This window comes from Phaeobacter gallaeciensis DSM 26640 (assembly GCF_000511385.1).
GTDB classification, from domain to species: domain Bacteria; phylum Pseudomonadota; class Alphaproteobacteria; order Rhodobacterales; family Rhodobacteraceae; genus Phaeobacter; species Phaeobacter gallaeciensis.
Genome location: NC_023142.1, coordinates 26,030 through 50,070, shown reverse-complemented (window position 1 = coordinate 50,070; position 24,041 = coordinate 26,030). Strand labels below are relative to the sequence as shown.

General features: G+C 63.9%; 21 protein-coding genes. 7 read left to right on the top strand and 14 right to left on the bottom strand.

Annotated elements, in window-relative coordinates; all coding sequences use genetic code 11:
* The first annotated feature begins 40 nt into the window (after nucleotides 1-40).
* From GAL_RS21535 to GAL_RS21525, 3 genes are read left to right on the top strand one after another with little or no spacing between them, the layout of a single operon-like run.
* Nucleotides 41-817, top strand: coding sequence for an amino acid ABC transporter substrate-binding protein (locus GAL_RS21535; RefSeq protein WP_024099282.1), 777 nt, complete (start codon nucleotides 41-43; stop codon nucleotides 815-817).
* Between the two features lie 8 nt (nucleotides 818-825).
* The gene (locus GAL_RS21530; protein WP_024099281.1) at nucleotides 826-1,500 is read left to right on the top strand and encodes an amino acid ABC transporter permease; all 675 of its coding nucleotides are present in this window, start codon (nucleotides 826-828) and stop codon (nucleotides 1,498-1,500) included.
* Between the two features lie 8 nt (nucleotides 1,501-1,508).
* Nucleotides 1,509-2,264 (top strand): amino acid ABC transporter ATP-binding protein, encoded by a 756-nt coding sequence (locus GAL_RS21525; RefSeq protein ID WP_174888041.1) that lies wholly within the window; start codon nucleotides 1,509-1,511, stop codon nucleotides 2,262-2,264.
* A gap of 174 nt (nucleotides 2,265-2,438) precedes the next feature.
* Here GAL_RS21525 and GAL_RS21520 read toward each other — a convergent pair whose 3' ends face one another.
* The 6 genes from GAL_RS21520 to GAL_RS21495 form a co-directional block, all read right to left on the bottom strand.
* Complete coding sequence (locus GAL_RS21520) at nucleotides 2,439-2,645, bottom strand: hypothetical protein (RefSeq protein WP_024099279.1); 207 nt, start codon at nucleotides 2,643-2,645, stop codon at nucleotides 2,439-2,441.
* Nucleotides 2,646-2,824: 179 nt separating this feature from the next.
* Entirely contained in the window at nucleotides 2,825-3,550 is a 726-nt protein-coding gene (locus GAL_RS21515; RefSeq protein WP_024099278.1) for a YjbF family lipoprotein, read from the bottom strand.
* Nucleotides 3,547-5,709, bottom strand: coding sequence for a YjbH domain-containing protein (locus tag GAL_RS21510; protein WP_407674864.1), 2,163 nt, complete (start codon nucleotides 5,707-5,709; stop codon nucleotides 3,547-3,549). Before GAL_RS21510 ends, GAL_RS21515 begins: the two co-directional genes overlap by 4 nt.
* A 292-nt stretch (nucleotides 5,710-6,001) precedes the next feature.
* Nucleotides 6,002-7,876, bottom strand: a complete 1,875-nt coding sequence (locus tag GAL_RS21505; RefSeq protein WP_024099276.1) for a polysaccharide biosynthesis protein — start codon at nucleotides 7,874-7,876, stop codon at nucleotides 6,002-6,004.
* Nucleotides 7,877-8,372: 496 nt separating this feature from the next.
* Nucleotides 8,373-8,984, bottom strand: a complete 612-nt coding sequence (locus GAL_RS21500) for a sugar transferase (RefSeq protein WP_024099275.1) — start codon at nucleotides 8,982-8,984, stop codon at nucleotides 8,373-8,375.
* Nucleotides 8,985-9,013: 29 nt separating this feature from the next.
* On the bottom strand, nucleotides 9,014-9,955 hold the full coding sequence (locus GAL_RS21495; protein ID WP_024099274.1) for an NAD-dependent epimerase/dehydratase family protein: 942 nt from the start codon (nucleotides 9,953-9,955) through the stop codon (nucleotides 9,014-9,016).
* Between the two features lie 108 nt (nucleotides 9,956-10,063).
* Here GAL_RS21495 and GAL_RS21490 point away from each other — a divergent pair, with 108 nt between their 5' ends.
* Both GAL_RS21490 and GAL_RS22925 read left to right on the top strand, forming a co-directional pair.
* Entirely contained in the window at nucleotides 10,064-11,203 is a 1,140-nt protein-coding gene (locus GAL_RS21490) for a polysaccharide biosynthesis/export family protein (protein ID WP_024099273.1), read from the top strand.
* Nucleotides 11,204-11,454: 251 nt separating this feature from the next.
* Nucleotides 11,455-12,342 carry a CatB-related O-acetyltransferase gene (locus GAL_RS22925; protein WP_024099272.1) on the top strand — a complete coding sequence of 296 codons (888 nt, stop codon included), beginning with the start codon at nucleotides 11,455-11,457 and terminating at the stop codon, nucleotides 12,340-12,342.
* A gap of 23 nt (nucleotides 12,343-12,365) precedes the next feature.
* Here the strand turns inward: GAL_RS22925 and rfbA are convergent, their stop codons facing one another.
* The 5 genes from rfbA to rfbC all read right to left on the bottom strand — a co-directional run bounded on the left by rfbA (nucleotide 12,366) and on the right by rfbC (nucleotide 15,983).
* Nucleotides 12,366-13,256, bottom strand: a complete 891-nt coding sequence (gene rfbA / locus GAL_RS21480) for a glucose-1-phosphate thymidylyltransferase RfbA (RefSeq protein ID WP_024099271.1) — start codon at nucleotides 13,254-13,256, stop codon at nucleotides 12,366-12,368.
* Nucleotides 13,253-14,101, bottom strand: a complete 849-nt coding sequence (gene rfbD / locus GAL_RS21475) for a dTDP-4-dehydrorhamnose reductase (RefSeq protein WP_024099270.1) — start codon at nucleotides 14,099-14,101, stop codon at nucleotides 13,253-13,255. Before rfbD ends, rfbA begins: the two co-directional genes overlap by 4 nt.
* 12 nt (nucleotides 14,102-14,113) lie before the next feature.
* Entirely contained in the window at nucleotides 14,114-14,251 is a 138-nt protein-coding gene (locus GAL_RS22605; protein WP_155808120.1) for a hypothetical protein, read from the bottom strand.
* 121 nt (nucleotides 14,252-14,372) lie between these two features.
* Nucleotides 14,373-15,425, bottom strand: coding sequence for a dTDP-glucose 4,6-dehydratase (rfbB, locus tag GAL_RS21470; RefSeq protein WP_024099269.1), 1,053 nt, complete (start codon nucleotides 15,423-15,425; stop codon nucleotides 14,373-14,375).
* 3 nt (nucleotides 15,426-15,428) lie between these two features.
* Nucleotides 15,429-15,983 (bottom strand): dTDP-4-dehydrorhamnose 3,5-epimerase, encoded by a 555-nt coding sequence (gene rfbC, locus GAL_RS21465; protein ID WP_024099268.1) that lies wholly within the window; start codon nucleotides 15,981-15,983, stop codon nucleotides 15,429-15,431.
* Nucleotides 15,984-16,194: 211 nt separating this feature from the next.
* Here rfbC and GAL_RS21460 point away from each other — a divergent pair, with 211 nt between their 5' ends.
* Entirely contained in the window at nucleotides 16,195-17,646 is a 1,452-nt protein-coding gene (locus GAL_RS21460; RefSeq protein WP_024099267.1) for a M10 family metallopeptidase C-terminal domain-containing protein, read from the top strand.
* A gap of 68 nt (nucleotides 17,647-17,714) precedes the next feature.
* Here GAL_RS21460 and GAL_RS21455 read toward each other — a convergent pair whose 3' ends face one another.
* Nucleotides 17,715-19,910: a calcium-binding protein gene (locus tag GAL_RS21455; RefSeq protein WP_024099266.1), complete on the bottom strand. Its 2,196-nt coding sequence runs from the start codon at nucleotides 19,908-19,910 to the stop codon at nucleotides 17,715-17,717.
* A gap of 294 nt (nucleotides 19,911-20,204) precedes the next feature.
* Between GAL_RS21455 and GAL_RS21450 the strand changes: the two genes are divergently transcribed.
* Nucleotides 20,205-21,473: a peptidase G2 autoproteolytic cleavage domain-containing protein gene (locus tag GAL_RS21450; protein ID WP_024099265.1), complete on the top strand. Its 1,269-nt coding sequence runs from the start codon at nucleotides 20,205-20,207 to the stop codon at nucleotides 21,471-21,473.
* 17 nt (nucleotides 21,474-21,490) lie between these two features.
* Here the strand turns inward: GAL_RS21450 and GAL_RS21445 are convergent, their stop codons facing one another.
* Both GAL_RS21445 and fcl read right to left on the bottom strand, forming a co-directional pair.
* Complete coding sequence (locus tag GAL_RS21445; protein WP_024099264.1) at nucleotides 21,491-22,912, bottom strand: mannose-1-phosphate guanylyltransferase/mannose-6-phosphate isomerase; 1,422 nt, start codon at nucleotides 22,910-22,912, stop codon at nucleotides 21,491-21,493.
* A gap of 137 nt (nucleotides 22,913-23,049) precedes the next feature.
* A complete protein-coding gene (gene fcl, locus GAL_RS21440) occupies nucleotides 23,050-24,039 on the bottom strand; it encodes a GDP-L-fucose synthase (protein ID WP_024099263.1) in 990 nt (329 codons plus the stop codon).
* Nucleotides 24,040-24,041: the final 2 nt, after the last annotated feature.

The following is a 24,041-nucleotide window of genomic DNA, read 5'->3' as shown; positions in this document are numbered from 1 at the left end:
GGGGATTAGGTCGGGGCGGAAAAGAAAAGGAATCTCTGACATGATGAAAACATTTGCCTGGGCCGCGGCCGCCGCTGCGAGCCTGACTGCCGCATCGTCCGCTTTTGCCTCTGACACGCTGCGTGTGGGCATGTCGGGTGGCTATTTTCCCTTCACCTTTGTGCGTCAGGACGTGCTGCAGGGGTTTGAGGTGGATGTGATGAACGCCGTGGCCGAGGAAACCGGTCTTGAGGTGGAATTTGTCACCATGTCGTTTTCCGGCCTGATTGGCGCGCTGGAATCCGACCGCATCGACACTATCGCCAATCAGATCACCATCACCCCGGAGCGCAGCGCCAAATTTGCCTTCACCCAACCCTATGTCATCGATGGCGCACAGGTGGTGGTGAAACGCGGCAATGAGGACAGCATCGCAGGCCCGGATGATCTGGCGGGCAAGACCGTGGCGGTGAACCTCGGTTCCAACTTCGAGCAATTGCTGCGGGAGCTGCCAGAGGCCGATAAGATCGAGATCAAAACCTATGAGGCCAATATCGCTCAGGATACAGCACTGGGGCGGGTCGATGCCTTTGTGATGGACCGGGTGTCCTCGGCCCAGCTGATCCAGGAAAGCCCGCTGCCGCTGGCGTTGGCGGGCGCACCGTTCTCCGAGATCAAGAATGCGCTGCCTTTCCGTCAGGACGCGGACAGTCTGGCGCTGCGCGACCGCGTGGATGCGGCGCTGAGCACGCTGCGCGAGAGCGGCAAGCTGGCTGAGATCTCGCAAAAATGGTTCGGCACCGATATCACGGCGGTTTCCGCCCCGGCTGAGAAGTGAGCCGGTAAATGCAGGGGTTGGACATCGCCTATATGCTGGGTCTGGTGCCGGTGCTGCTGAGCTATGTGCCGCTGACGCTGTTCATGGCGGTGGTGGCGATGGCGTTGGCCTTGGTGCTGGCATCGCTTCTGGCAGTGGAGCGGGTGCTGCGGATCCCGGTGCTGGATCAGCTGGTGGTGCTGTTCATCAGCTTCTTTCGCGGCACGCCGCTGCTGGTGCAGCTGTTCCTGTTCTATTACGGGCTGCCGCAGGTGTTGTCGGTGCTGACCCAGATCAATGGGGTCAGTGCTGCAATCATGGGGCTGACCCTGCATTTTGCCGCCTATATGGCCGAAAGTATCCGCGCCGCCATCCTCGGCGTGGATCGCAGCCAATGGGAGGCGGCGCAGTCGATCGGCATGACCCGTGGCCAGATGATGCGCCGCATCGTGCTGCCGCAGGCGGCCCGGATCGCGGCGCCGACGCTGGTCAATTATTTCATCGACATGATCAAGGGCACCTCGCTGGCATTTACCCTTGGGGTCACGGAAATGATGGGCGCCACCCAGAAAGAGGCGGCCGGCAGTTTCCTCTACTTTGAGGCCTTCCTGGTGGTGGCGGTGATCTACTGGATTCTGGTGGAGGCGCTGTCGCTGGCGCAGCGGCTCTTGGAAACCCATCTGAACAAGGCTTATGCCCGATGAGTGACGCAATGACAGACATCGCACAGGGCCCGGCCATTTCCATTACCGGGCTGCGCAAGACCTTTGGCGACAGCGTGGTGCTGGATGGCATCGACCTGACCATTCAGGCAGGAGAGCGCATTGTCATTATCGGCCCCTCGGGCACCGGTAAATCGACGCTGCTGCGCTGCCTGAATTTTCTGGATGCGCCGGATGCGGGGGGGATCCGCATTGGTGATCTGGAGGTGGACGCTGCCCGCGCCAGCAAGGCGGAGATCTTGGCCCTGCGCCGGCGCACCGCCTTTGTGTTTCAGAACTATGCGCTGTTTGCCAATAAAACGGCGGCGGAAAACATCATGGAGGCGCTGATCACCGTGCAACAGCGTCCCCGCGCTGAGGCTGAGGCCCGCGCCCGTGAGATTCTGGCGGAGACCGGTCTGGCGGATAAGGCCAATGCCTATCCCGCCAGCCTGTCCGGCGGCCAGCAGCAGCGTGTCGGCATTGGCCGCGCGATGGCGCTGGGGGCGGAATTGATGCTGTTTGACGAGCCGACCTCGGCGCTGGATCCCGAATGGGTGGGTGAGGTGCTGGCGCTGATGCATAAGGTCGCCGAAGAGCGCCAGACCATGCTGATCGTCACCCATGAGATGCAGTTTGCCCGCGAAATCGCTGATCGGGTGGTGTTCATGGAAGGCGGACGCATTGTCGAACAGGGCCCACCGGCGCAGATCTTTGATGCGCCACAGGATCCCCGCACAAAGGCCTTCCTGCGCCGGGTGGGGTGACCGGCCCTCTCCTGTATCCTGAGACCCAAACGCAAAAAGCGGGCCATTGGCCCGCTTTTCCCATCAGATGATGGTCTGTCTTAAAACGATGTCAGCCTGGGATCTGGGATCCGCCCCGGCTCAGGCGCGCCGGGGGACGGTCAGATCCTGCCACACCCGTCAGATCACAAGTGATCAGTTGGTGGTGGTGGTGCTGCTGGATTCGTCGTCGTCGTTCAGGATCACACCCAGAACAACCGCACCGGCAACGCCGCCCGCGATCAGAGTGCCTTGCTCAAGGCCAGTACCGCCGAGCAGGGTCGGGGTGCCTTCATCCTGAGCGGATGCGGTGGTGGTTGCGGCCAGGGTGGCCAGAGCGAATGCTGCGAAGAACTTGTTCATGTCCAAAACTCCTTTGGAAACCGTTGAGCCGAGAGTAAGTGAGTTGCCTCGTGAATTCAACGCAGCTTTTAGCAGCAATATCCCGGCGGCTGGAAATTTTTTTCTGCCGTTGCCGAGATATCGCTCATTTGGGCGGATATGGTCCCAAACCGCCTGTTTTTAGCGCGTCAGACCTGGGGTCAGCCGCCTGTGGTCAGCTGACGGATCCGCAGATAGCCGACATTGGGGCCGGCCCATTGGCGTGATTGCCAGACCCGGCCACTGCGCGAATCTACCCAATAGTCATTGACGATCTCTCCCCCGCGTCCCGGTTGGCTGGGGTGACAGCGTTCCTCAATGTGGCGGGTGGGGTAGCGCAGTTCGACAATCTCCACCGGATCGGCGCCAAGATCGCGGCGGCTGCAGAGCAGATCCAGCTGCCAGGCGCCATTGTCCAGCCCGCGGATATGATAGCGCCGCGCACCACTGCGCACAGGGCCACCTGTGTCCCCTTCGACCAGCGCTGAACTGGACAGGATATCATTGCCAAGATTGCGCGTCGCCACCAGCACCCCGTTGCGCAGGGTCAGGCTGATATTGTCCTCGGTGCGCCAGACCGCCACTGTGCCGGGGCTGTCATCGCGGCGCAGCTGCTGGCGTGATAGATAGGCAAAGACATCGTTTTTCTCGATGGTGACCTCAATATAGGGGTCTTTGATCTCATCCAGCCCGGCGCGGGTCAGTGGCGGGCGGGCCGCCTGTTTGCCCTTGCCCCCGGACAGCCGGGCGCCGATCCGATCGGAGAGATTGCCTAAGAGTTCGACCTGCAAGGGGGCGGTTTCCGGCCCGCGGCTACAGGCGGTCAGCACCAGCAGCCCCAGAAGGGATAGCAGCCCGGCAAGGCGTGTGATTACAGGCGTCATCATTCCCAGATCCTTGCCCGCTGTCGGGTCAGCTGTATGCGATGGGCTTCGCGGATTTGTCCATAAAGCCGACCGGGCACATGCACCCGCTGGCCGCCGTCGCGCTGGGTCGGGCGCACGGTCATGCCGAATGTATTGCGGCTGGGTTTGCCCAGCAGCCAGTCCAGCGGAATGCTGAAGCGGAAGCCCTTGTCAAAAGAGCCTTCGCCGAAATCCTCGGAGGAGACATCGGTGAGGGTAAAGAATCCGCCCACCCGCCAGCCATTGGCAAATTCACGGTCCAGCGCAAAGGTGGCGCCGTAATCGCCGGCCAGATAGCGCCCGGCATCCACCTGCAGATGATAGCCCTTGTCCATCTGGTAATAGGCGGAGGCATGGCCGGTGAAAGTTTTGTAATCGCGAAACGACAGCCGCTGATCGAAATCGCGCTGCACCACGTAATTGCCCTCGACCCCCAGTGCCAGACGGCTGGAGACCGGTTTCCACAGCACCTCGCCCGAGACGCCGCCATACATGCTTTCAAACAGCCCGGCCGTGCTGCGGGCATAGAGATCGCGCCCCATCTGCCATTGGCGCGTGACATAGAGATTCTTCAGCGTGGTGCCGAACTGGGCGTATTCCCTCGCATCGGTGCGCACATGCGGCAGCACCGAATTGGAGGCGCGCCCATCCTTCACATTGCCCCAGACGCGCTGGCGGATGGTGCCCGCGATGCGCCAGCCGGGGGCTGGTGCATAAGACGCCTTCAGATCCACACCCACATCCAGCCGGAACGGCAGCTCAGGGTCAAAATAGGAGGGCGCGGTATAGGGGCTGAGCGAGGTGGAAAATGCCGGGTAGAGATCGCCTGAGACCAGCGCGTCTTCAGCCAGCGGTTCGGCGGCCTGCAGGCCGGTGACCGCCCAGAGCGCCTCGGTGGCGTCGGGGCTATGTTCCAGCGCCTCCAGATCGCTGCGCCGGATCACCACCTGTGACAGCGCCAACCCGTCGCGCATCGGCACGATTTTCAGCGTCTCCACCGAGGGCGGCAGCAGCCGCGCCATGGCGCGCGCACTGCGGCCAATGGCCAGAGTCTGGGCGCGGTAGCGCGGATTGCGATAGCGCAGCTCGGCTTCGGTGCCATTGGCAGGCAGGGTCAGGGCCTCCAGGATCAGCCCGTCCTGTTGCAACGCCTCGGCCAGCGCATCCCGTAGGGTGGTCTTGGCGCGGGTGCTTGTGGCCCAGTCGCGGGTCCAATGGCGCTCTTCGGTGGCCCAGCTGCTGCGCGGCGCCACCGGCACTGGCGCGTTGACCCGCATGGGCTGGGTGGGGTGTTTGGGATTGAGCTGGATCTGCGCGGTGACGCCCAGTTCCGAGCCATAAAGATAATAGGCCCCCAGCCGCAGCCCCGGTCTGGCCTGATATTCGGCGCCAAAGTTGAAGGAGGATTTGCGCTCAAACACATTCGGGGCGCCGGTTTCCAGCACATAGGCATCCGAAGAATATTCCGCCTTGAACCCCCAGCGGTCATTGGGCTGCCATTCGATGCCCGCAAACGGCGCCATCTCGCCGCGGAACCACTGATCATAGGACAATTCCCCCCCGGTATCGCCAGCAACAAACCCCGGACGGGTGCCGGAGATACTGCCGATGGAACCGTTGGATCCCAGACGCCCCCAGCCCAGACCTGCAGTCAGCTTCAGCCGACCCGCGCCGCCGCGATGGCTGAGCGCCGGGGTGTCAAAATTTTTGGTGGCGACGATATATTCCCCGGCATAAATCCCGGTGCCGGCAAAATCCTGCAGACCCAGGGTCACCGCGGGGCGATAGCGCCCCTCGCGCAGGAGCCGCAGCCGCACGTCAAAGCCGCGGTCATAATAGGTGCTGAACCCACCAATCTGCGCGCCATTGGTCTGAATGCCGTTGTAGCGGAAGGATGCACTGAGCCAGGGGGTGGCCTGAAAGGTCAGATTGTAGCGGGCCTGTCCGCCAAACCAGGAATAGGTGCTGGTGAACTGCCCGTCCGGCAGCATGTCCGCACTTGGCATGTCGATGAGACCTGGAGAGCCGTAGAAGTTGAGGCTGGGTGGCGGCAGTGGTTTGAAGCGCGGCGCCTCCGGTTTGGGCGTGGTGAGCGCGTCTTGCGCCTGGGCCGTCCCGGCCCCAAGGCCGAGCAGCGCCACAGAGGTAAGGTGCAGAAACGCCGATGCGCGAAGAGAACGTAGAGCAAGGAACACGGGTTTCGGACTGCCTTATTGTCTGGTCGGAATGCCGGAGCAATGAAGGCTGATCTGCCGCCCTGCCCCCTGCGGTTGGTGCTGGACCGGTTAGACCACAAAACCCGCAGGCGGATCAACGATCTGGCCAAGTCTGATACGCGCTGCTGAGCAGCCTGTGACCCGTAAACTATAGTGCCACCTGCAAGGCTCGTCACAGCCCTCCTGCTCCGGCCAACAAGGCGGATCCAAGGCGCGTTCAGGAGGTCTTGCGACCCTCTTCCGGGGCGCGGTAGCCCTCAACCCAGCGTTTGATCAGAGCCCGTGCAACCCTTTCGTCGCCGGCGGCCACCGCCTGACGCAGGCCCCGGATCAGGGTTGCGACCTCGATTTCCGACAGCACCGCCTCGCGGGCGCAGAAGATCTTCTGGTGGCGGGTCGTGATCAGATCCGAGCTGAGCGTCAGCTCTTCCTGCATCTTTTCCCCGGGCCGCAGGCCGATGATATCGATGGCGATATCGCCGTCGGGGTGATCGTCGTCCCGCACGGAATAACCGGCACTTTCGATGACCTGACGGGCCAGCTGCAGGATTGAAATCGGCTCGCCCATATCCAGTACGAAGACCTCCCCCCCAAGCGCCTCGGCGCCGGCCTGCAGCACCAGCTGCACCGCCTCGCGGATGGTCATGAAATAGCGTTTGACGCGCGGATCGGTGACAGTGACCGGACCGCCGCGGCTGATCTGTTCCTGAAACAGCGGCACCACGGAGCCCGAAGACCCCAGGACATTGCCAAAGCGTACCATGGTGAAAACGGTGCCGGGATTGCGGGTGGCGAGATCCTGCACCACCAGTTCCGCCATGCGTTTGGAGGCGCCCATCACATTGGTCGGGCGCACCGCCTTGTCCGAGGAAATCAGGATAAACCGCTCCACGCCGCTGCGCGCGGCGGCCCGGGCCAATGTCTGCGTGCCAAAGACATTGTTGGCCAGACCGGGCAGCGGGTTGGCCTCAACCAGCGGCACATGTTTATACGCCGCCGCATGCAGCACCACCTGGACCCCGTGATGGGCCAGCACCATGCGCACCTGACGCGGATCGGTCACGGAACCCAGCACCGGCACCAGCTCGATCCCGGTGCCTTCGACCTGTTGCTCCAGTTCCTGATGAATGGTGTAAAGCGCCAGCTCCGACAGCTCATAAAGCACCAGCTTGCGTGGTTGGCAGGCCAAGACCTGACGGCAAAGCTCGGAGCCGATGGAACCGCCGGCGCCAGAGACCAGCACCACCCGGTCCTGATAAGATCCGCTGGCCTCCTGCAGGGGCACATCGCGGGTGGCGCGGCCCAGGAAATTCTGCGGCGCCACCGGGGTCAGCTTGTCCACCAGCGCCTCCTCGCCAATGAGCTGGGCAAAGGAGGGCAGCGCCTGCACCTCCAGCTGCATCCGCTGCAGTCGCTGGATGATCTGGGCCTGTTTGGGCTGGCTCTGCGACGGCATCGCCAGCAACACCCGCTTGATCTGGCGGGCCTCGGCGATCTCGGCGATGCGGGCCGGCGGGAACACCGGCAAACCCACCAGCGTCACCCCCTGCAAGGAGGTATTGTCATCCACAAAGGCAACAGGATCGATGCCGTCATGGGCCTTCAGCGCCTGAGCCAGCTGGGCGCCGGTGGTACCGGCCCCGTAGATCAGTACCCGGCAGCGGGGCTGAGCGCGGCGGTAAATCGCCACCACCAGTTGATAGAGCACCGCGCGGGCGGCCAGCAGGCAGAGAAAATAGGTGGTGGCAAAAACCACATGGGTGCCGGGCGGCAGATCAGGACCAAACAGCAGCGTCAGCCCCGCCGTGGCCCCGGCGGTGATTGAGGCCAGCAGCGCCGTCAGCCCGACCGCATGGCGTTCATAGGCATTGAGCTGCACCTTGGGCAATCCGAGCCACAGCGCCACTGCCGCCGCCAGCGCCAGCACATAAGGCAGCACCGGCAGCATCGCTGCCAGCGTGGCCAGAGCGGATCCCGGCAGTGGCAGCACCAGAAAGGTCAGGAACAGCGCCAGCGGAATCAGGGTCAGATCAATGGTAAGAAAAATATAAGATTTCTGTTTGCGTGACAGCGCACTGATCAGATTGAACATCCCTGGCCGTCCCCACTTCCAGTCCCCGGTGGCCGCCTGATTTTCCGGGCGGCCTGTTTATATGTCCCGATGTGGCGCCGAGATTTTTCTGGCGTGCATCGTTTCAAATGCGTTTTTATCAATCTCCCGCGCCAGATCCCCGGACCCGTATGTGATGGGTCTCTCTGGCATCGGGATGTGTCTCGCGTCGTCTATTCCTCCAGGTGCCTTTTGTCTCCTCCGGAGCAGGTGTGACAGGCCCTACGCCGGGGGTTTCATGGGCGCCCCAAGCATCACTTTAGACGTATTTCAGGGCTAACACAAAACCGCGGGCAGCAAAAAAGCGCCGCCTGACGGTGATTTGCCCGTTTTAGCGCCTCTGTGCAGCGTCTGTGCAAGCCTGATGCATGGTTCGGCTGATCTCCCGGCACGCAGCTGCCGCCAAGGATGCTGGCCTGGGCAGGACACGCCCGCTCGGACCGGGGCGAATCGCCGAATCGCTCCGCAGACTCACCCCTCAGCCGCGCCGGAACAGGTTGCCGATGGTCTGAAACACCAGATCAAAGTCGTAACACATGCTCTGGTGACGCTGGTAAATGAGATCCAGCCGCGCCTTCATCGGCACGCAGAGGCGGGAATAGACCTGGTCGGTTTCCTCAGAAGTGGTGCAGCGCGCCAGCAACGCGGCTTCATGTTTGTGATAGGTGATGGAGGCCAGCCCGGTGACCCCGGGGCGCGATTTCAGCACCCGGGCATAGAGCGCGGGATTGGCCTCGACATATTGGCGCAGCGGCGGGCGCGGCCCGACAAAGGAGAGATCCCCCTTCAGGATGTTCCACAGCTGGGGGAATTCATCCAGCCGCTTGGCGCGCAGCCAGGCGCCGGTCTTGGTGATGCGGGCCGTTTTGTCGCCGCCGGAGACCCCGGTGTCCTGCTCCACCACCTGCATGGTGCGCAGTTTCCACAGGGCAAAGGGCTGATCGACGCCCTTCATCCGTTCAGCCACGTAAAACAGCGGACGGCCTTCCTTCAGCAGCAGCCAGACCAACAGCCCCAGCAGCACCGGGCCCAGAACCACCACCAGAAGGCTGGCAAAGAAGAGATCAAAGAGGCGTTTGCGCCAGGTCATATGCGGGGATCCTTCTTGGTTCGGACAGGTCAGATAGCGGGCAGCAGGGCCAGCGCGCGGGCCTCAGCCACCAGATCCTGCGGGCTGGCGGCGGGCAAAGCCGCAGGCTGATCCGCCAAAAGCCCGATCAGCTGCGTCACGTCAAGCTGCACTTCGGCAATGGCTTGCGCGGGCGCGGGCCTGCGGGCAAACTCAAGCCCCGCCGCCTGCAACAGATCGCCCATCGCCACCGCGCCCGGCTGGGCGATGTTCAGCACCTGCGGCAGATCGGGACAGCGGATCAGACTCGCCAGCACCTCCGCCAGGGTCCGGGGACCGATATAGCTGCGCCGAGGCGTCTGCCCATCGGCAAATTGATCCAGACAGAACCCCGCCCGCCAGCCGCCCAAGATCGCATCAAGACCGGCAATATTGCCAATCCTGAGCAGGGTTATCTCCAGCCCCAGTTCGGCGGCACGCGCCTGTGCGGCCTGTTCCATCTCGGCCTTGGCCACCCCGTAAGGGGCCAGCGGGGCCAGCGGGATGTCTTCGCTAAGGGGGCCGGGGGCCGCGCCATAGACCGCCGCCGACGAGGCCAGCAGCACCCGCGGCGCGCCTGTCCCGGTCTCAGCCCCTTCCCCTGTCTCTGCGTCGCGCACACGCGCCGCCGCCTCAAGTGTGGCCAGCGCCAGATCGCGATGTTGCACCAGCTGGCGCGCACTCAGATCCCGGCCCGCCGCGCCGCCGGGCACCGGCCCCGCCAGACAAAGGATCGCGGCTGCGCCCTGCGCCGCCTCGGCCAGCGCCTCTGGATCCGCCAGCGGATCAAAGACATGCCAGGCTTGTGCGTCAGACCCTGCCCCGTCAGGCCACGCCCGCCGCTGCCAGCGCAGGTCCGCCCCGGCAGAGTCCCATTGGCGGCGCAGGATCCCGCCGATCCGCCCGGAGGCGCCCAGGATCAATGTGGGTGTCAATCTGGGTGGAAAACGCATCAGCCCCCCTGTTCCCGCAGTCCTTGCGGTTGACGCAGTCTGCATGCCCAGTATCTTGCGGGGAACAAAAATCAAGCCGTTTCCGGCTGTTTTCGGACAAGGATCCTCATGCGCCGTCTTTCCCTCCTGCTTGCCGCTCTTGGTCTCGCCCTGCTGCCGGCAGCCTGCGGTCGCCTGCCCGGTGGCGCCCCCGCCAGCGAAGAGATCCTGAAAACCGCCGATGATGCCGATGCTGATTTCGCGCTCTATCCCGTCACCCGCGCCTTTCTGCCGACGGTGGCTCATTGGCCTAAAACCGGCCCGGAAAGCGGCGGGGCCCATAGCGGCAAACGCCCACTGAAATGGATCGGCGCCACCCAAGGCGCCAAGACCCAGATCATCCAGCCCGGCGATCTGCTGACCCTGCGGATCTGGGACAGCAGCGACAATTCCCTGCTGACCACCCCGGATGAAAAAATGGTGCAGTTGCAGGATGTGACAGTGGCGGCCAATGGCAGCATCTTCATGCCCTATGTGGGCAATGTGAATGTGAACGGGCTGACCCCGGACCTGGCCCGCGAACGCCTGCAAACTGCCATGGAAGAAATCGTACCCTCGGCCCAGCTGCAGCTGGACATGACCGAAGGGCGCGGCAATTCGGTGGATCTGGTCAGCGGCGTTGAGACCCCCGGCACCTATCCGATGCCGGATCGCAATTACACGGTGATGGGGCTGATTGCAGCAGGCGGCGGCATCAGCGCCAGCCTCAACAATCCACAGATCCGTCTGGTGCGCGGGCGCAGCATCTATGGCACTTCGGTGGAGACCCTGCTCAATGATCCGCGCCGCGACACGCTCCTGCGCGGTGGAGACCGGGTGTTTGTGGAAGAGGACGCGCGCTATTTCCTCTCCTTCGGGGCCACCGGCCGTGAGGATCTGCACACATTCACCAAGGATCAGATGTCGGCAATGGATGCGATGTCGGTGGCCGGCGGGTTCCAGGACAGCCGCGCCGACCCGCAGGGGCTTCTGGTGCTGCGCGAATACCCCGACAGCGCGCTTGCGCCCGGCCAGCGGGGCCCGCGCCAGCCCCGGGTGGTGTTTACGCTGGACCTCACCTCGGCCGATGGGCTGTTCTCGGCGCGCCGGTTTCAGATCAACTCCGGGGATCTCCTGATCGCCACCGAGGCGCCAGTGAATGACGCGCTGACCATCTCCAATATCATCGGCAACTTCTTCGGCGTCTTCAGCCGCGCAGGCGCGCTCTGATCAGCGCCTGTTGAGATCAGGCGCGCCTCTTTGCGACAAGAGCGGCGCGTCCGGCCTGCACCTCAAGCCACCCCCACAAAATCAACCCAGAGCAGAGATTTTATACTGGTCCTCGCGGCTCTTGAAGACTAGTCTGCCCCTGTTCTGTTCCTCCCGGTTGCGACCTGGTTTTCTGATCGTGAAGCCCATCAAACCTGGCCGCAATTCGCATTACTATTCTGCTATACCCTTATTTAGAGCCTTTATTTGCGATGAAACCCACCACTCTTCGTGTGACCAACAGCATGCGCAGGCTGCTGGATGATTTCCATGTGATGCCAAAACCCTGGCGTGACGAACGAGATTTGACCGCGCTCAAACGGATCAGCTTTCCGCCGGATCTGAGACTCTCGGCACTCACCCGGCACGGATTGAAATCGGGCGGGCTGCTGCCCCTCAGCAGCCTTGGCTACATGAGCTACAGCCACTCACCCTCCCGCAACTGGTCTGCCGGGGCCTTCTGTTCGATTGCCGCCGGGCTGCGGGTTCTAGGGGATCGCCATCCGATCCGGCGGGTGTCCTCCCACCCGTTCAGCTATGGGCCATATTATGAAAAGCTGGCGCGCAAAATGGGCGCTGAGACCTATGAACCACACGCTCGGTTCAACACCAAAACCCCACCCGTGCGCATAGGCAATGACGTCTGGATCGGGCGCGGGGTGCAGATGGCCGGCGGGATCACCATCGGCAATGGCGCAGTGGTGGCCGCAGGCGCCATCGTCACCAAGGATGTGCCGCCCTATGCCGTGGTTGGTGGCGTGCCGGCCCGGGTGCTGAAATACCGGTTTGCAGCCCCGCTGATCGCCCGGCTGGAGGCCACGGCCTGGTGGGATTATCCGCTGGAAACACTGGCAGTCTTCAAGATGGGGCACCCGCGCCGGTTCTGCAAAGCCTTCGAGCCGGAGAAGGACAGCCTGGCCAAACGTGAGGAACGCTGGATCACCGCCGCAGACCTGCAGGCGCTGGCTGCTCCGGTTGATGCCGCGCAGGCGTCTTTGCGCCGGATTGTCGCCCAGCCGGATGATCGGCCGCTGGGCCCGGTGTCCAAGCAGATCCGCCGGGCCTCGGATCGGCTGGTCCAGCTGCTGCGCCCGGCCTGAGGCGGAGCCGTGTCGCGCTCTGATCAGTCCAGCAGCCGTTCCAGATAGGCGCCATAGGCGTTTTTGGCGAACATCTCGGCGCGGGTGCGCAGCTGGGCGGCATCAATCCAGCCCGCCTCATAGGCGATTTCCTCAGGACAGCCGGTCTGCAACCCCTGACGCTCCTGCAGGGTGCGTACGAAATTGCCCGCATCCAGCAGCGAGCCATGGGTGCCGGTGTCCAGCCAGGCATAGCCACGACCCATGGTCTCCACCCGGAGGGCGCCTTCGTCCAGATACATCTGCAACAGATCGGTGATCTCCAGCTCACCACGTGGGCTGGGCGTGACCTGCCGCGCCCGTTCCGGCGCGCTGCCGTCGAGGAAATAGAGCCCCGTCACCGCATAGTTCGACGGCGGCACGGCGGGTTTTTCGATGATCTCGCGGGCGCGACCCTCGGCGTCGAAATCCACCACGCCATAGCGTTCCGGATCCGCCACGTGATAGCCAAAGACGGTGCCGCCGCTGGTCTGCGCATCCGCCGCCGCCAGGAGTTTCGGCAGGCCATGGCCAAAGAACACATTGTCCCCCAGCACCAGCGCCGAGGGGGCGCCATCCAGGAAATCTTCGGCCAGCACAAAGGCCTGCGCCAGACCATCGGGGCTGGGCTGCTCCACATAAGTCAGCTCAATCCCCCATTGGCTGCCATCGCCCAGAAGACGGGTGAACTGCGCCTGATCCTGCGGCGTGGTGATGACGCAGATCTCGCGGATGCCCGCCAGCATCAGCACCGACAAAGGATAGTAGATCATCGGCTTGTCATAGAGCGGCAAAAGCTGTTTGGAGACCGCCATGGTGATCGGATAAAGCCGCGTGCCGGAGCCGCCGGCCAGAATGATGCCCTTGCGGCCCGCGCCGGATGTGCCTGTGGTCATGCCCGCTCTCCCAGATCCTGCAGAATATCCTTCAGCCCGGCCTGCCAGTCCGGGCGTGTAATGCCAAAAGCCCGTTCCAGAGTGCTGCAATCCAGTCGCGAATTCAACGGCCGCGGCGCTGCGGTCGGATAGGCGGAACTGGGGATCTCCGCCACCGCACAAGGGATTGCCGCCTCGGTGAAAATCTCAGCCGCCACCTCGGCCCAGCTGGTCTCCGGCTGGCCTGAAAAATGATAGGTGCCGACTTTCTCCGGGGCCGACTTCAGCTGCTGCGCGATTTCGATACAGGCCTTGGCAATGGCGCGGGCTGGTGTGGGCGCGCCAACCTGATCCGCCACAACACGCATCCGATCCCGCGAGCGCCCCAGCCGCAGCATGGTCTTGACGAAATTATTCCCATGCGCCGACACCACCCAGGAGGTGCGCAGGATCACATAGGCGCCCCCGGCCAGACGCACGGCCGCTTCGCCAACCTGTTTGGAGCGCCCATAGGCATTCAGCGGCGCCACCGGCTCATTCGGATGCCAGGGGCTGCTGCCCTTGCCGTCAAAAACATAATCAGTGGAGAGGGTGACAAAGGGAATGCCCAATGCGGCACAGGTTTCCGCCATGACACCAGGGGTGCTGCCATTGATCACTGTGGCCAGCTCTTCTTCGGCTTCGGCCCGGTCCACAGCCGTATAGGCGGCGGCATTGATCACAGCCGCAGGCGCATGGGTCCGGATTGCCGCAGCACAGGCCGCAGGGGCCGTCAGATCTGCCTCATTGCGGCTCAGACAGGTGACCTCTTCATAAGCCGCCAACTCCCGCGCCACCTGGCCGGTCTTGCCAAAAACAAGGATCATATGCGGCTCCTTTTACGCCATAGGTACAAGGCCAGCGCCCAGATACCCAGTTCCAGAACAAAGGTCCAATGCGGCAGGTAACAGGAGCCGGTGGCTCTCAGGCATCAGCCGCGCCAGCACATAGCCCGATGGCAGATGCGCTGTCAGCATCAGGACAACGACCCCATAGAAGAAACAGCCCGGCGGCGCGCCGGGCGCGCCTGACCTTCCCCCCGGGAAGGCGCCTTGCACCTTCCCAAGGTCAGACACGCCCTATGTGACCGGTTGCAGATCACGCCTTGACCCCCAGCCGCTGGCCGACGCCGTCGCGGGTTTGCAGGGCCTGCCACCAGGCCTCATTGTCCAGATACCATTGCACCGTGCGCGCCAGACCTTCCTCCACGGTGACACTGGGCCGCCAGCCAAGTTCGTCGCGGATGCGGGCGGGGTCGATGGCGTAGCGCGCATCATGGCCCGGGCGGTCGGTGACAAATGTGATCTGGTCCTTGTAAGATCCCCCGTCACCCCGGGGCCGTTTCTCGTCAAGGATCGCACAGAGCGTCTCGACCAGCTCCAGATTGCTGCGCTCATTCTCACCGCCGATATTGTAGCTGCGCCCCACGCGCCCCTTGGAGACCACCAAGAGCAGCGCATCGGCGTGATCCTCCACATAGAGCCAGTCGCGCACATTGGAGCCATCGCCGTAGATCGGCAGCGCTTTGCCCGCCAGCGCATTGAGGATCACCACCGGGATCAGCTTTTCCGGGAAATGATAGGGGCCGTAATTGTTGGAACAATTGGTCAGCACCACCGGCAGGCCGTAGGTCTCACCCCATGCGCGTACCAGATGATCGCTGGCGGCCTTGCTGGCGGAATAGGGCGAGCGCGGATCATAGCCTGTCTCTTCGGTGAACATCACATTCGGATCAGCAGGCAGGCTGCCATAGACCTCATCGGTGGAGATATGATGGAAGCGAAACCCCTCCGGACGCCCCGCCTCGGCCCAGTATTTCCGCGCCGCCTCCAGCATCTGATAGGTGCCGGTGATATTGGTCTCGATGAAATCCCCCGGCCCGTCGATGGAGCGGTCCACATGGCTTTCTGCGGCCAGATGCATCACCGCATCCGGGCGATGGCGGGCAAAAATAGTGTCTAATGCGGCGCGATCGCGGATATCGGCCTGTTCAAAGGCATAGAGCGGGCTGTCTGCCACATCCGCCACATTGTCCAGACAGGCCGCGTAGGTCAGCGCATCCAGATTGACCACCTGATGGCCGCGCGCCACCGCCAATCGGACGACAGCCGAGCCGATGAACCCAGCGCCACCTGTTACCAGTAGTTTCATCTGTTATCCTTCCCACACGAAGGGGCTGTTGAAGTCTTCAAACCGGGGCGCTCTGGTATCCTTGTCCGACAGCACCGGCGTGCCGTCAAAGCCCCACTCGATGCCGCAGCTGTCCCAGACCACCCCGCCATCACAGTCCGGCGCGTAGTAATCATTGCATTTATACAGAACTTCGGTGCCCGGCGCGCGGGTGATGAAGCCATGCAGGAACCCCGCCGGGATCAACAGCTGCTTGCCGTTCTGTGCACTGAGTTCGATACCAAACCACTGACCATATGTGGGTGACCCTTTGCGAATATCCACCGCCACATCAAACAGCGCCCCCTGACCACAGCGCACCAGCTTGGCCTGGGCATGGGGTGGCGCCTGAAAATGCAGCCCGCGCAGGGTGCCCACCTCCATCGACAGCGAATGATTGTCCTGCACGAAATCGAAATCCAGCCCCGCCTCGGCCATCCGCGCCCGGTTCCAGCATTCGGAGAAGAACCCCCGCGCATCGCCAAACCGCGCCGGTGTCAGCACCTTCACCCCTGGCAAGCCCGTGTCTTCAATCTGCATGTCCTCTCCCCCCGATCTGCTGCCGTGGTCCTGTCTTCTGTCCTAACGCCCAGACGCGCGTGACGCCACGGGAAAGGCACATTTTGCCTGCGGCTCTGCTCTGCATGGGTTAAACAATGCGACGACATATGATTTCATGAGAAATTAAACCTATCTCCGCGACACCCTGCTAGGCTGCCCGGAACCACAGATAAAACCGAAGGATACGAAAATGCCAACCTATCAGGATTACCGGGCGCTTCTGGTGGGCGGGGCCGACGGCTGGCATGAAGGTGGCGATGTCATTCGCTATCACTTTCTTTCTTCGGTACCGGACTATTACGACTATGATCCGGATTTTGGCGATTATGACGTCGGCGGAGAATACCTCCCCGAAGGCGCCACGGTGAATATGGACCCCGCCGAGCGACAGATGATGCTGCAGGCGGTAACGGCCTGGAATGAGGTCGCCAGTCTGAACCTGACCCCGGCCCGGGGCGGGGTGGCGGATCTGACCTTTGCCAGCGCGCATTTTGCGGATGCCGGGCTGTTTGGCTTCATCACCGATTTCCCTGCGCCTGCGGACCTGGGCACCACCCCCTCAGACGCGGGGGATCTCTGGCTCAACAACAGCAACCCCAATCAATATGTGCCGGGCATCGGGCCGGTACTGGGTCATACCAGCTGGAACACCTATCTGCACGAGCTGGGCCATGCGCTGGGGCTGCATCACCCCAACGAGATGCCCGAAAATCCCGAGACCCCTGGCCAATTCACAGTGATGTCTTACCTGCCGCACCCCGGTGAAGCGGATCTGGACACGGAGGCGCAGGGCTGGGCACTGACACCGATGCTCTGGGATATTCAGGCGATGCAGGCGCTTTATGGCGCCAATACGGACACCCGCACTGATGCCACGGTCTATCTGGGCGATGGTGACGGGCGCGGCACCCTGGCCTATCAATATGGCGCGGATGGCATGACCGTGCGGGGCGGCGACGGCGTGGCGCGCAACGTGAGCCTCACCATCTGGGATGCCGGCGGGCAGGATCTGATTGATGCCTCCGATGTGGCCAGCAACAGCCGGATCGATCTGCGGCCCGGGCAGTACTCCAGCATCGGCGCGCTGGAAAACAATGTCGCCATGGCCGCCGCCGTGCGGGCGGAGGGCCGTACCCTGAACCTGATCGAAGACGCCTGGGGCGGGGCCGGCCATGACCATCTGATCGGCAATGGAGCCGCCAATGCGCTGGTCGGCGGGTCAGGTCGCGACACGCTGGCAGGGGCGCGCGGCGGAGATGAATTGAGCGGCGGTCAGGGCAGCGACCGGCTGCAAGGCGGCAAGGGCCATGACGCGCTGGAGGGCGGGCGCGGACGCGACACGCTGAAAGGTGGCGCCGGACAAGACAGGCTGGACGGTGGCAACGGCAATGACCGTATGGCTGGCGGGCGCGGCGCGGATGTCTTCGTGTTCTCGCAAGGGGCCGATGTGGTGATCGATTTTCAGCGCGACGACCGCCTTGATATGCGGGCCACCACCGGGATCTCGGATTTTGCCGATCTGCGCAATGATCACCTTGAGATCCGAGGCACAGATCTGGTGATCCGGGATGATAACGGCTGGTCGCTGACCCTGCAGGACACGGCGTTTGACGCTCTCATGGCGGATGACTTTCTGTTTTGAGGGCGCTGCCAGTTCCTGCCTCACTGGTCTGATCTGAGCCCGGCACATCTTCCAGACCGGCCCCGAAATCAGAAGATGAAATCATCCGCGCTCAGCTCTGTAGCGATCTGATCCAGCAGCAGGATCTGGCCTGCGCCGGTCTGGATCAGCGTATGATCTCCCTGCTGGTGCAGGATGAGATCCCCCATATCCTCAGCAATGCCCGCCCGCGCCAGCCGCCCCAAATGGATCACATCCTCGCCTTGGGTGAAATCCCGAATCCGGTCAGAGCCATGGCCGCGCCCGAAGACAAAGACATCCGCGCCTGCGCCGCCAGTCAGCGTGTCATGACCGCCGCCGCCATCCAGCAGATCGTTGCCTTTCTGACCAAACAGCTTGTCCCGACCGCTCTGCCCCAGCAGGCGATCCCCCTGGGCACCGCCGCGCAACAGATCGTTCTCCCCGCCGCCGCGCAGCAGATCTGCATCGGCGCCACCCAGCAGCCGGTCCCCGCCGCGCCCGCCATCCAGCGTGTCGCGACCAAGGCCACCCACCAGCAGATCGCGCGCATCCTGCCCCAGCAGCACGTCATTGCCCGCCTGCCCCCGCAGCCGGTCCACTCCCTTGCCACCGATCAGCCGGTCATGCCCGTCATCCCCCCAGAGACTGTCGCGCCCGTCGCCGCCCAGCAGCGTATCATTGCCGCCCAGACCGTTGATCTGATCGCCAGCACTGCGCGCGGTGATCCGGTCGGAACTGCCGCTGCCATAGCGCATCGGATCCGGGGCTTCGGCTGGTGGCAGCATCCGGTCGGCAAAGACAAAGCCATCCGCAAAGAGATCAGCCGCATCCAGACTGTCGCCATCGCGGCTTTGCACCACAACTTCGGTGCGGCTGCCATCCGCCGCCTGATGGGTGAGCGTGGCGCCATCGCTGCGGCTGCGGATCTGCAGCCCCTCAAGACTGCGCAAGCCGTCAAACCCCGACAGATCCAAACTGTCCTGACCGGCCTCGAAATCGGTGATGCGCAGGCTGCCACTGCGCCCCTCCTCGGCGGGGCGCAGCACAAAGACGTCCGCCCCCGCACCGCCGCTCAGCACCGACCCGATGCCACCGGCCAGCACATCAGCGCCGCCCGTGCCGCTGATCCGGCCGCCTGCGGTGGTGACCACATCGCCCAGCTCTGCCAGCGACAGGGTGAACTGCGACAACCCCTCGGCACTGCCGGAGCTGGCAAAGATCTGCAGATCCTCCCCGACCACCGCCGCGGCCAGCGCGGTGACATTCTCCAGCCCCAGCCCGGCATCCTCAGTGCCGCGGGCATGGGCGAGGCTCTGGACATGCACCAGCTGGCCCTCGGGCAGGATCCGAAACAGCGCCAGCCCGTCGTCGCTACCCGCCGCCAGCACCAGCATCTCGCCTGCGACCTCGACCACCTCCAGCGCGGTGACCCCACCAAAGCGGGTGGCGGCGGTGTCCAGCACATGGTCGCGCAGGCTCATCTGACCATTGGCCGCCAGCGCAATCAGGCTGAGCGAACCGCTGCCCGCCGCCGCAACCACCACCCAGCCGCTGCCAAAGGCGGTGAAGCTTTCCAGCGCGGTGGGCTCCGCCAGTCCCAGCCCGTCCGCCGCCCCCAGACGGTCCGCCACGCTCAGCGCGCCAGTGGCAGCATCCACCCGGTAGCTCTGCACCCCCTGGTCGATCCGATCCGCCAGCAAAAGCACCTGCGCGCCGCCGCCCAGATCGGCCAGCTCCAGCGCCACCGCACCGGGGCGCGCATAGGCGGACGCATCGCCCCGGGTGGCGACCTCTGCCGTTACTGCACCGCTGGCAGTCAACTGCCAGCCGCTCAGATGGCCGTTGGCCAGACCGTAGACCACCGATCCGCCACCGCTCAGATCCCCTGCCACTGTCGCCGCCAGCCCCGCCGCTGTCGCTCCCGGCAGGCTGTCGCTCTGCTGTGCCGACAGCTGACCATTGCCGCCAATCTGGTGAAACGTGAGACCGCTGCGGGTGCTGCCATCAACCAGCAGACGTGTTTCACCGCCGATCTCGGCCAGGGTTGCCTCGCCCCCTGCCAGCCCCAATCCACGGTGATAGACCGCATCGCGCAACACCGGAGCGCCGCTGCCCAGCCCATAGCTGGCAATGCCGCCATTGAGCCCGCTCACCGCAAATAATTGCACCGCGCCATTGGCCCCCTGATGGAGTTCCAGATCCCGCAGATCGCTGTCCAGCAGCTGATCATTGGCCCCGAACCGTCCTGCAAACCGTAGATCCATCCTGCTGCTCCCGCGCTGTGTCATCACCCGACCCGCGGGGGCGATTGCCCGGGGTCAGGATCAACCCTCACGGGCAGGCGCGGCGGCAGGGCGGACGGAAATGGGGCAGAAACGCGGAGATTGTTTACATATTGAAGACAATCCCTGTGGTTCAGCCACGGGGAAACAATCCCCCGCGCCTGACCTGCCCAGATGGTGCAGAGGTGTTGCGCAGGCGGCGCGCGCGCTCTTAGGGGGTGGGTGATGTGGTTGCGGCAGGATGGCGCCATCCCCCCGTGATCAGGAGCCGCCAGAATGTCAGAGAGTTTGCCACAGACCCTGCCCGAAACCTCGCCCCGCCTTGCCCTGCCCTATCTGATGCCCGCACAGGCGCAGAAACATGTGACCCATAATGAGGCGCTGCGCATGCTGGATGCGCTGGTGCAGCTGCGCCTTGAAGCGTTTGATGCCACCACCCCGCCCGCAACCCCTGCCGAGGGCGCCGCCTATGGGCTGGCCGACAGCCCCGCGGATGCCTGGGCCGGTCAGGGTGGCCGTCTGGCGATCTGGCAGGAGGCCGCCTGGCAGTTTCTGACACCGCAGCCGGGCTGGCGCGCCTGGGTGCCCGCGGATCAGGCGCTGCGGGTCTGGAATGGCACCGCCTGGGGGCTGCCGCCCCTGACCGGCGACCGGCTGGAACGTTTGGGCATCGCCACTGACGCCGATGCCAGCAACCGGTTGTCCCTGCGCAGCCCCGCCAGCCTGCTCAGCCATGATGGCGGCGGCCACCAGCTGAAGATCAACAAGGCCACAGACAGCGACACCGCCAGCCTGCTGTTTCAATCCAACTGGGCGGGCCATGCGGAGATAGGGCTGGCGGGCAATACCGATTTCACCGTGAAACTCTCGCCCGATGGCAGCAGCTGGGACGCCGCCATGGTGTTGAAATCCGCCAATGGGCGCGCAGGCTTTGGCACCTATGATCCCGGCGCCCGTCTGGAGGTGCAGGGCGATGACAGCACGCTTCTGGCGCTGACTGCCACGGGCAGCGCGCAGGATTACCTGACCGCCGGCGATGGCAGCGGCGCGATGTTCCGGCTGAGCCAGAATGGCAATGGCTATTGCGATGGCGCCTGGAGCGGCGGTGGCGCGGATTATGCGGAGTTTTTCGAATGGCTGGATGGCAACCCGGAGGGGGAAGACCGGCGCGGGATCTCCGTGGTGCTGGAGGGCGACCGGATCCGCGCCGCCCAGCCCGGCGAGACACCAATGGGGGTGATCTCCACCACCCCGTCCATTCTGGGCAATGATGATGGCGGGCGCTGGCAGGGCCGCAGCCTGCGCGATGGCTTTGGCGCGATCCTGCGCGATACCGGCGGCGCGCCCTGCCTCAACCCGGCCTATGACCCCACCTGCCCCTATCGCAGCCGGGCTGAGCGGGTGGAATGGGATATGGTCGGGCTGCTGGGCCGGTTGCGCCTGCGTGCAGGCCAGCCCACCGATCCCCGCTGGATCCGCCTGCGCGCTGTACCTGCCGGCAAAACCACCCCGCCCGAAGGTCTGGAAGACTGGCTGATCCGCTAGAGATCAGGACCCAACCGTCACTTGCGGGCGTAGATATCCTCATAGCGGATGATGTCATCCTCGCCGAGGTAACTGCCGGTCTGCACCTCGATAAGGACCATCGGCACTTTGCCGGGGTTCTCCATCCGGTGCACCGCACCAAGGGGGATATAGACCGACTGGTTTTCGCTCACCAGCTGCACGCTGTCATCCACCGTCACCTTGGCGGTGCCTTCCACCACGATCCAATGTTCCGACCGGTGATGGTGGCTTTGCAGGCTGAGCGCCGCGCCGGGATGCACATGGATACGTTTCACCTGGAACCGCTCGCCCACCACAAGGCTCTCGAACCAGCCCCAGGGGCGGTGATCCTTGGGAAAGGCCTCGGCCTGGCGGACGGATTGTGCCTTCAGCGCGCTGACCGCCTGTTTGACGTCCTGCGCGCGGGAGGCATCGGCCACCAGCACCGCATCCGGCATCGCCACCGCAATCACATCCTTCAGCCCGATACCCACGACTTCCAGCCCGTCATCTTCCGAGCGCAGCAGGCTGTTGCGGCACTCAATGGCGGTGGCGCGCCCCTGGGTGACAATGCCATCGCCATCAGGGCCGCTTTCACGCCAGACCGCATCCCAGCCACCGAGATCGGACCAGCCGCCCGCATAGGGCACCACCGCGAGGTTATCGGCCCGCTCCATCACCGCGTAGTCGATGGAGATATCCGCCGCCCCGTCCCAGGCGTCCGGGTCCAGCCGCAAAAAGCCGAGATCCGGCGCGCCCTTGTCCACCGCCCCCTGCACCGGCGCCATCAGATCCGGCGCATGGGCCTCAAAGGCGGCGATGATGGCTTTGACCGAGAACAGGAAGATGCCCGCGTTCCACAGGAACTGCCCGGAGGCCAGCATCTCCTCGGCGGTGGCGAGATCCGGTTTCTCGACAAACCGTTTGAGCCCGATCACCTGCGGTGTGAAATCACCGGGGTCGCCATCCAGTTCGAGATAGCCATAGCCAGTTTCGGCCCGGTCCGGCTTGATCCCGAAGGTGACCAGCTGGCCTGCGCGCGCCGCCGGTTCAGCCGCTGCCACCGCCGCGCGGAAGGCCGCCGCATCGGGCACCACATGATCCGAGGGCGCCACCAGCATCAGCCCGTCAGGATCACGCGCCCGCAGCCAAAGCGCCGCCGCCAGCACCGCAGGGGCGGTGTTGCGCCCGGCCGGCTCAATCAGGATGGCGCCCGGATCAATGCCCGCCTCCGCCAGCTGTTCGGTGACGATGAAACGGAAATCCGAATTGGTCAGCACCATCGGGGCGGCAAACCCCTCGCCCGACAGGCGCAGGGCGGAGGCCTGAAACAGCGTGGTCTCCCCCACCAGAGGGACAAATTGCTTTGGATAGCTCTTGCGCGAGAGCGGCCAGAGCCGCGTGCCGGAGCCACCGCACAGAAGAATGGGGGTGATCATGAGCTGTCCCTTTCCGACCGGTCCCTGGGTCTTAGCCTGACCCGTTTGAGGCAAATGTCTGTCCGGTTTCTGGGCCATCTGCCAGTTTTTTCACTGTCTTTTCTGAGCCTTTTTTGCGGCGATGGCCAGTGGCTTGGTTATTTGCTGCGCAACCGCTCCGGGTCCTGCTCAAGATACCACGCGTAAGTCTGGGCGATCCCGTCGCGCAGGGCGATTTCCGCCTGCCAGCCCAGACGCGCCAGCCGTGAGACATCCATCAGCTTGCGCGGGGTGCCGTCGGGCTGGTCGGGATTGGTGCGGATCTCGCCCTCAAAGCCCACCACCCCGGCCACCATCTGCGCCAGCTCCAGGATTGAGATATCCTGCCCGCAGCCCACGTTGATATGGCTCAGCATCGGGCTGGTTTCACGCCGGTAGGTCGCCGGGTCCAGATCCAGCACAAACAGCGAGGCCGCCGCCATGTCATCCACATGCAGGAATTCGCGCCGGGGCGTACCGGTGCCCCAGATCGTCACATGATCATCCCCGGCCCGCGCCGCCGCATCAAAGCGGCGAATGAGCGCCGGCAGAACATGGCTGTTTTCAGGGTGAAAATTATCCCCCGGCCCATAAAGATTGGTCGGCATCACCGAGCGGTAGTCGCGGCCATATTGGCGGTTGTAGCTTTCACAGAGCTTGATGCCGGCGATCTTGGCAATGGCATAAGGCTCATTGGTGGCCTCCAGCACATCTGTCAGCAGCGCCGCTTCGGCCATCGGCTGCGGGGCGTGTTTGGGGTAGATGCAGCTGGATCCCAGCTGCAACAGCCGCTCAACGCCCTCTTGATGGGCGGCATGGATCACATTGCATTCCATCATCAGGTTTTCGTAGATGAACTCTGCCGGATAGGCGTTGTTGGCATGAATGCCGCCCACTTTGGCCGCCGCCAACACCACCTGATCGGGTTTTTCAGCGGCGAAAAATGCCTGCACCGCCGCCTGATTGGTCAGATCCAGTTCGGCGCTGGTCCGGGTGACCAACTCAATGTCTGCCCCCGCATCCTGACGCGCCTGCAAGCGGCGCAGGATGGCACCACCCACCATGCCACGATGGCCGGCCACATAGATTTTCACAGCGCTGGTGCCCATGG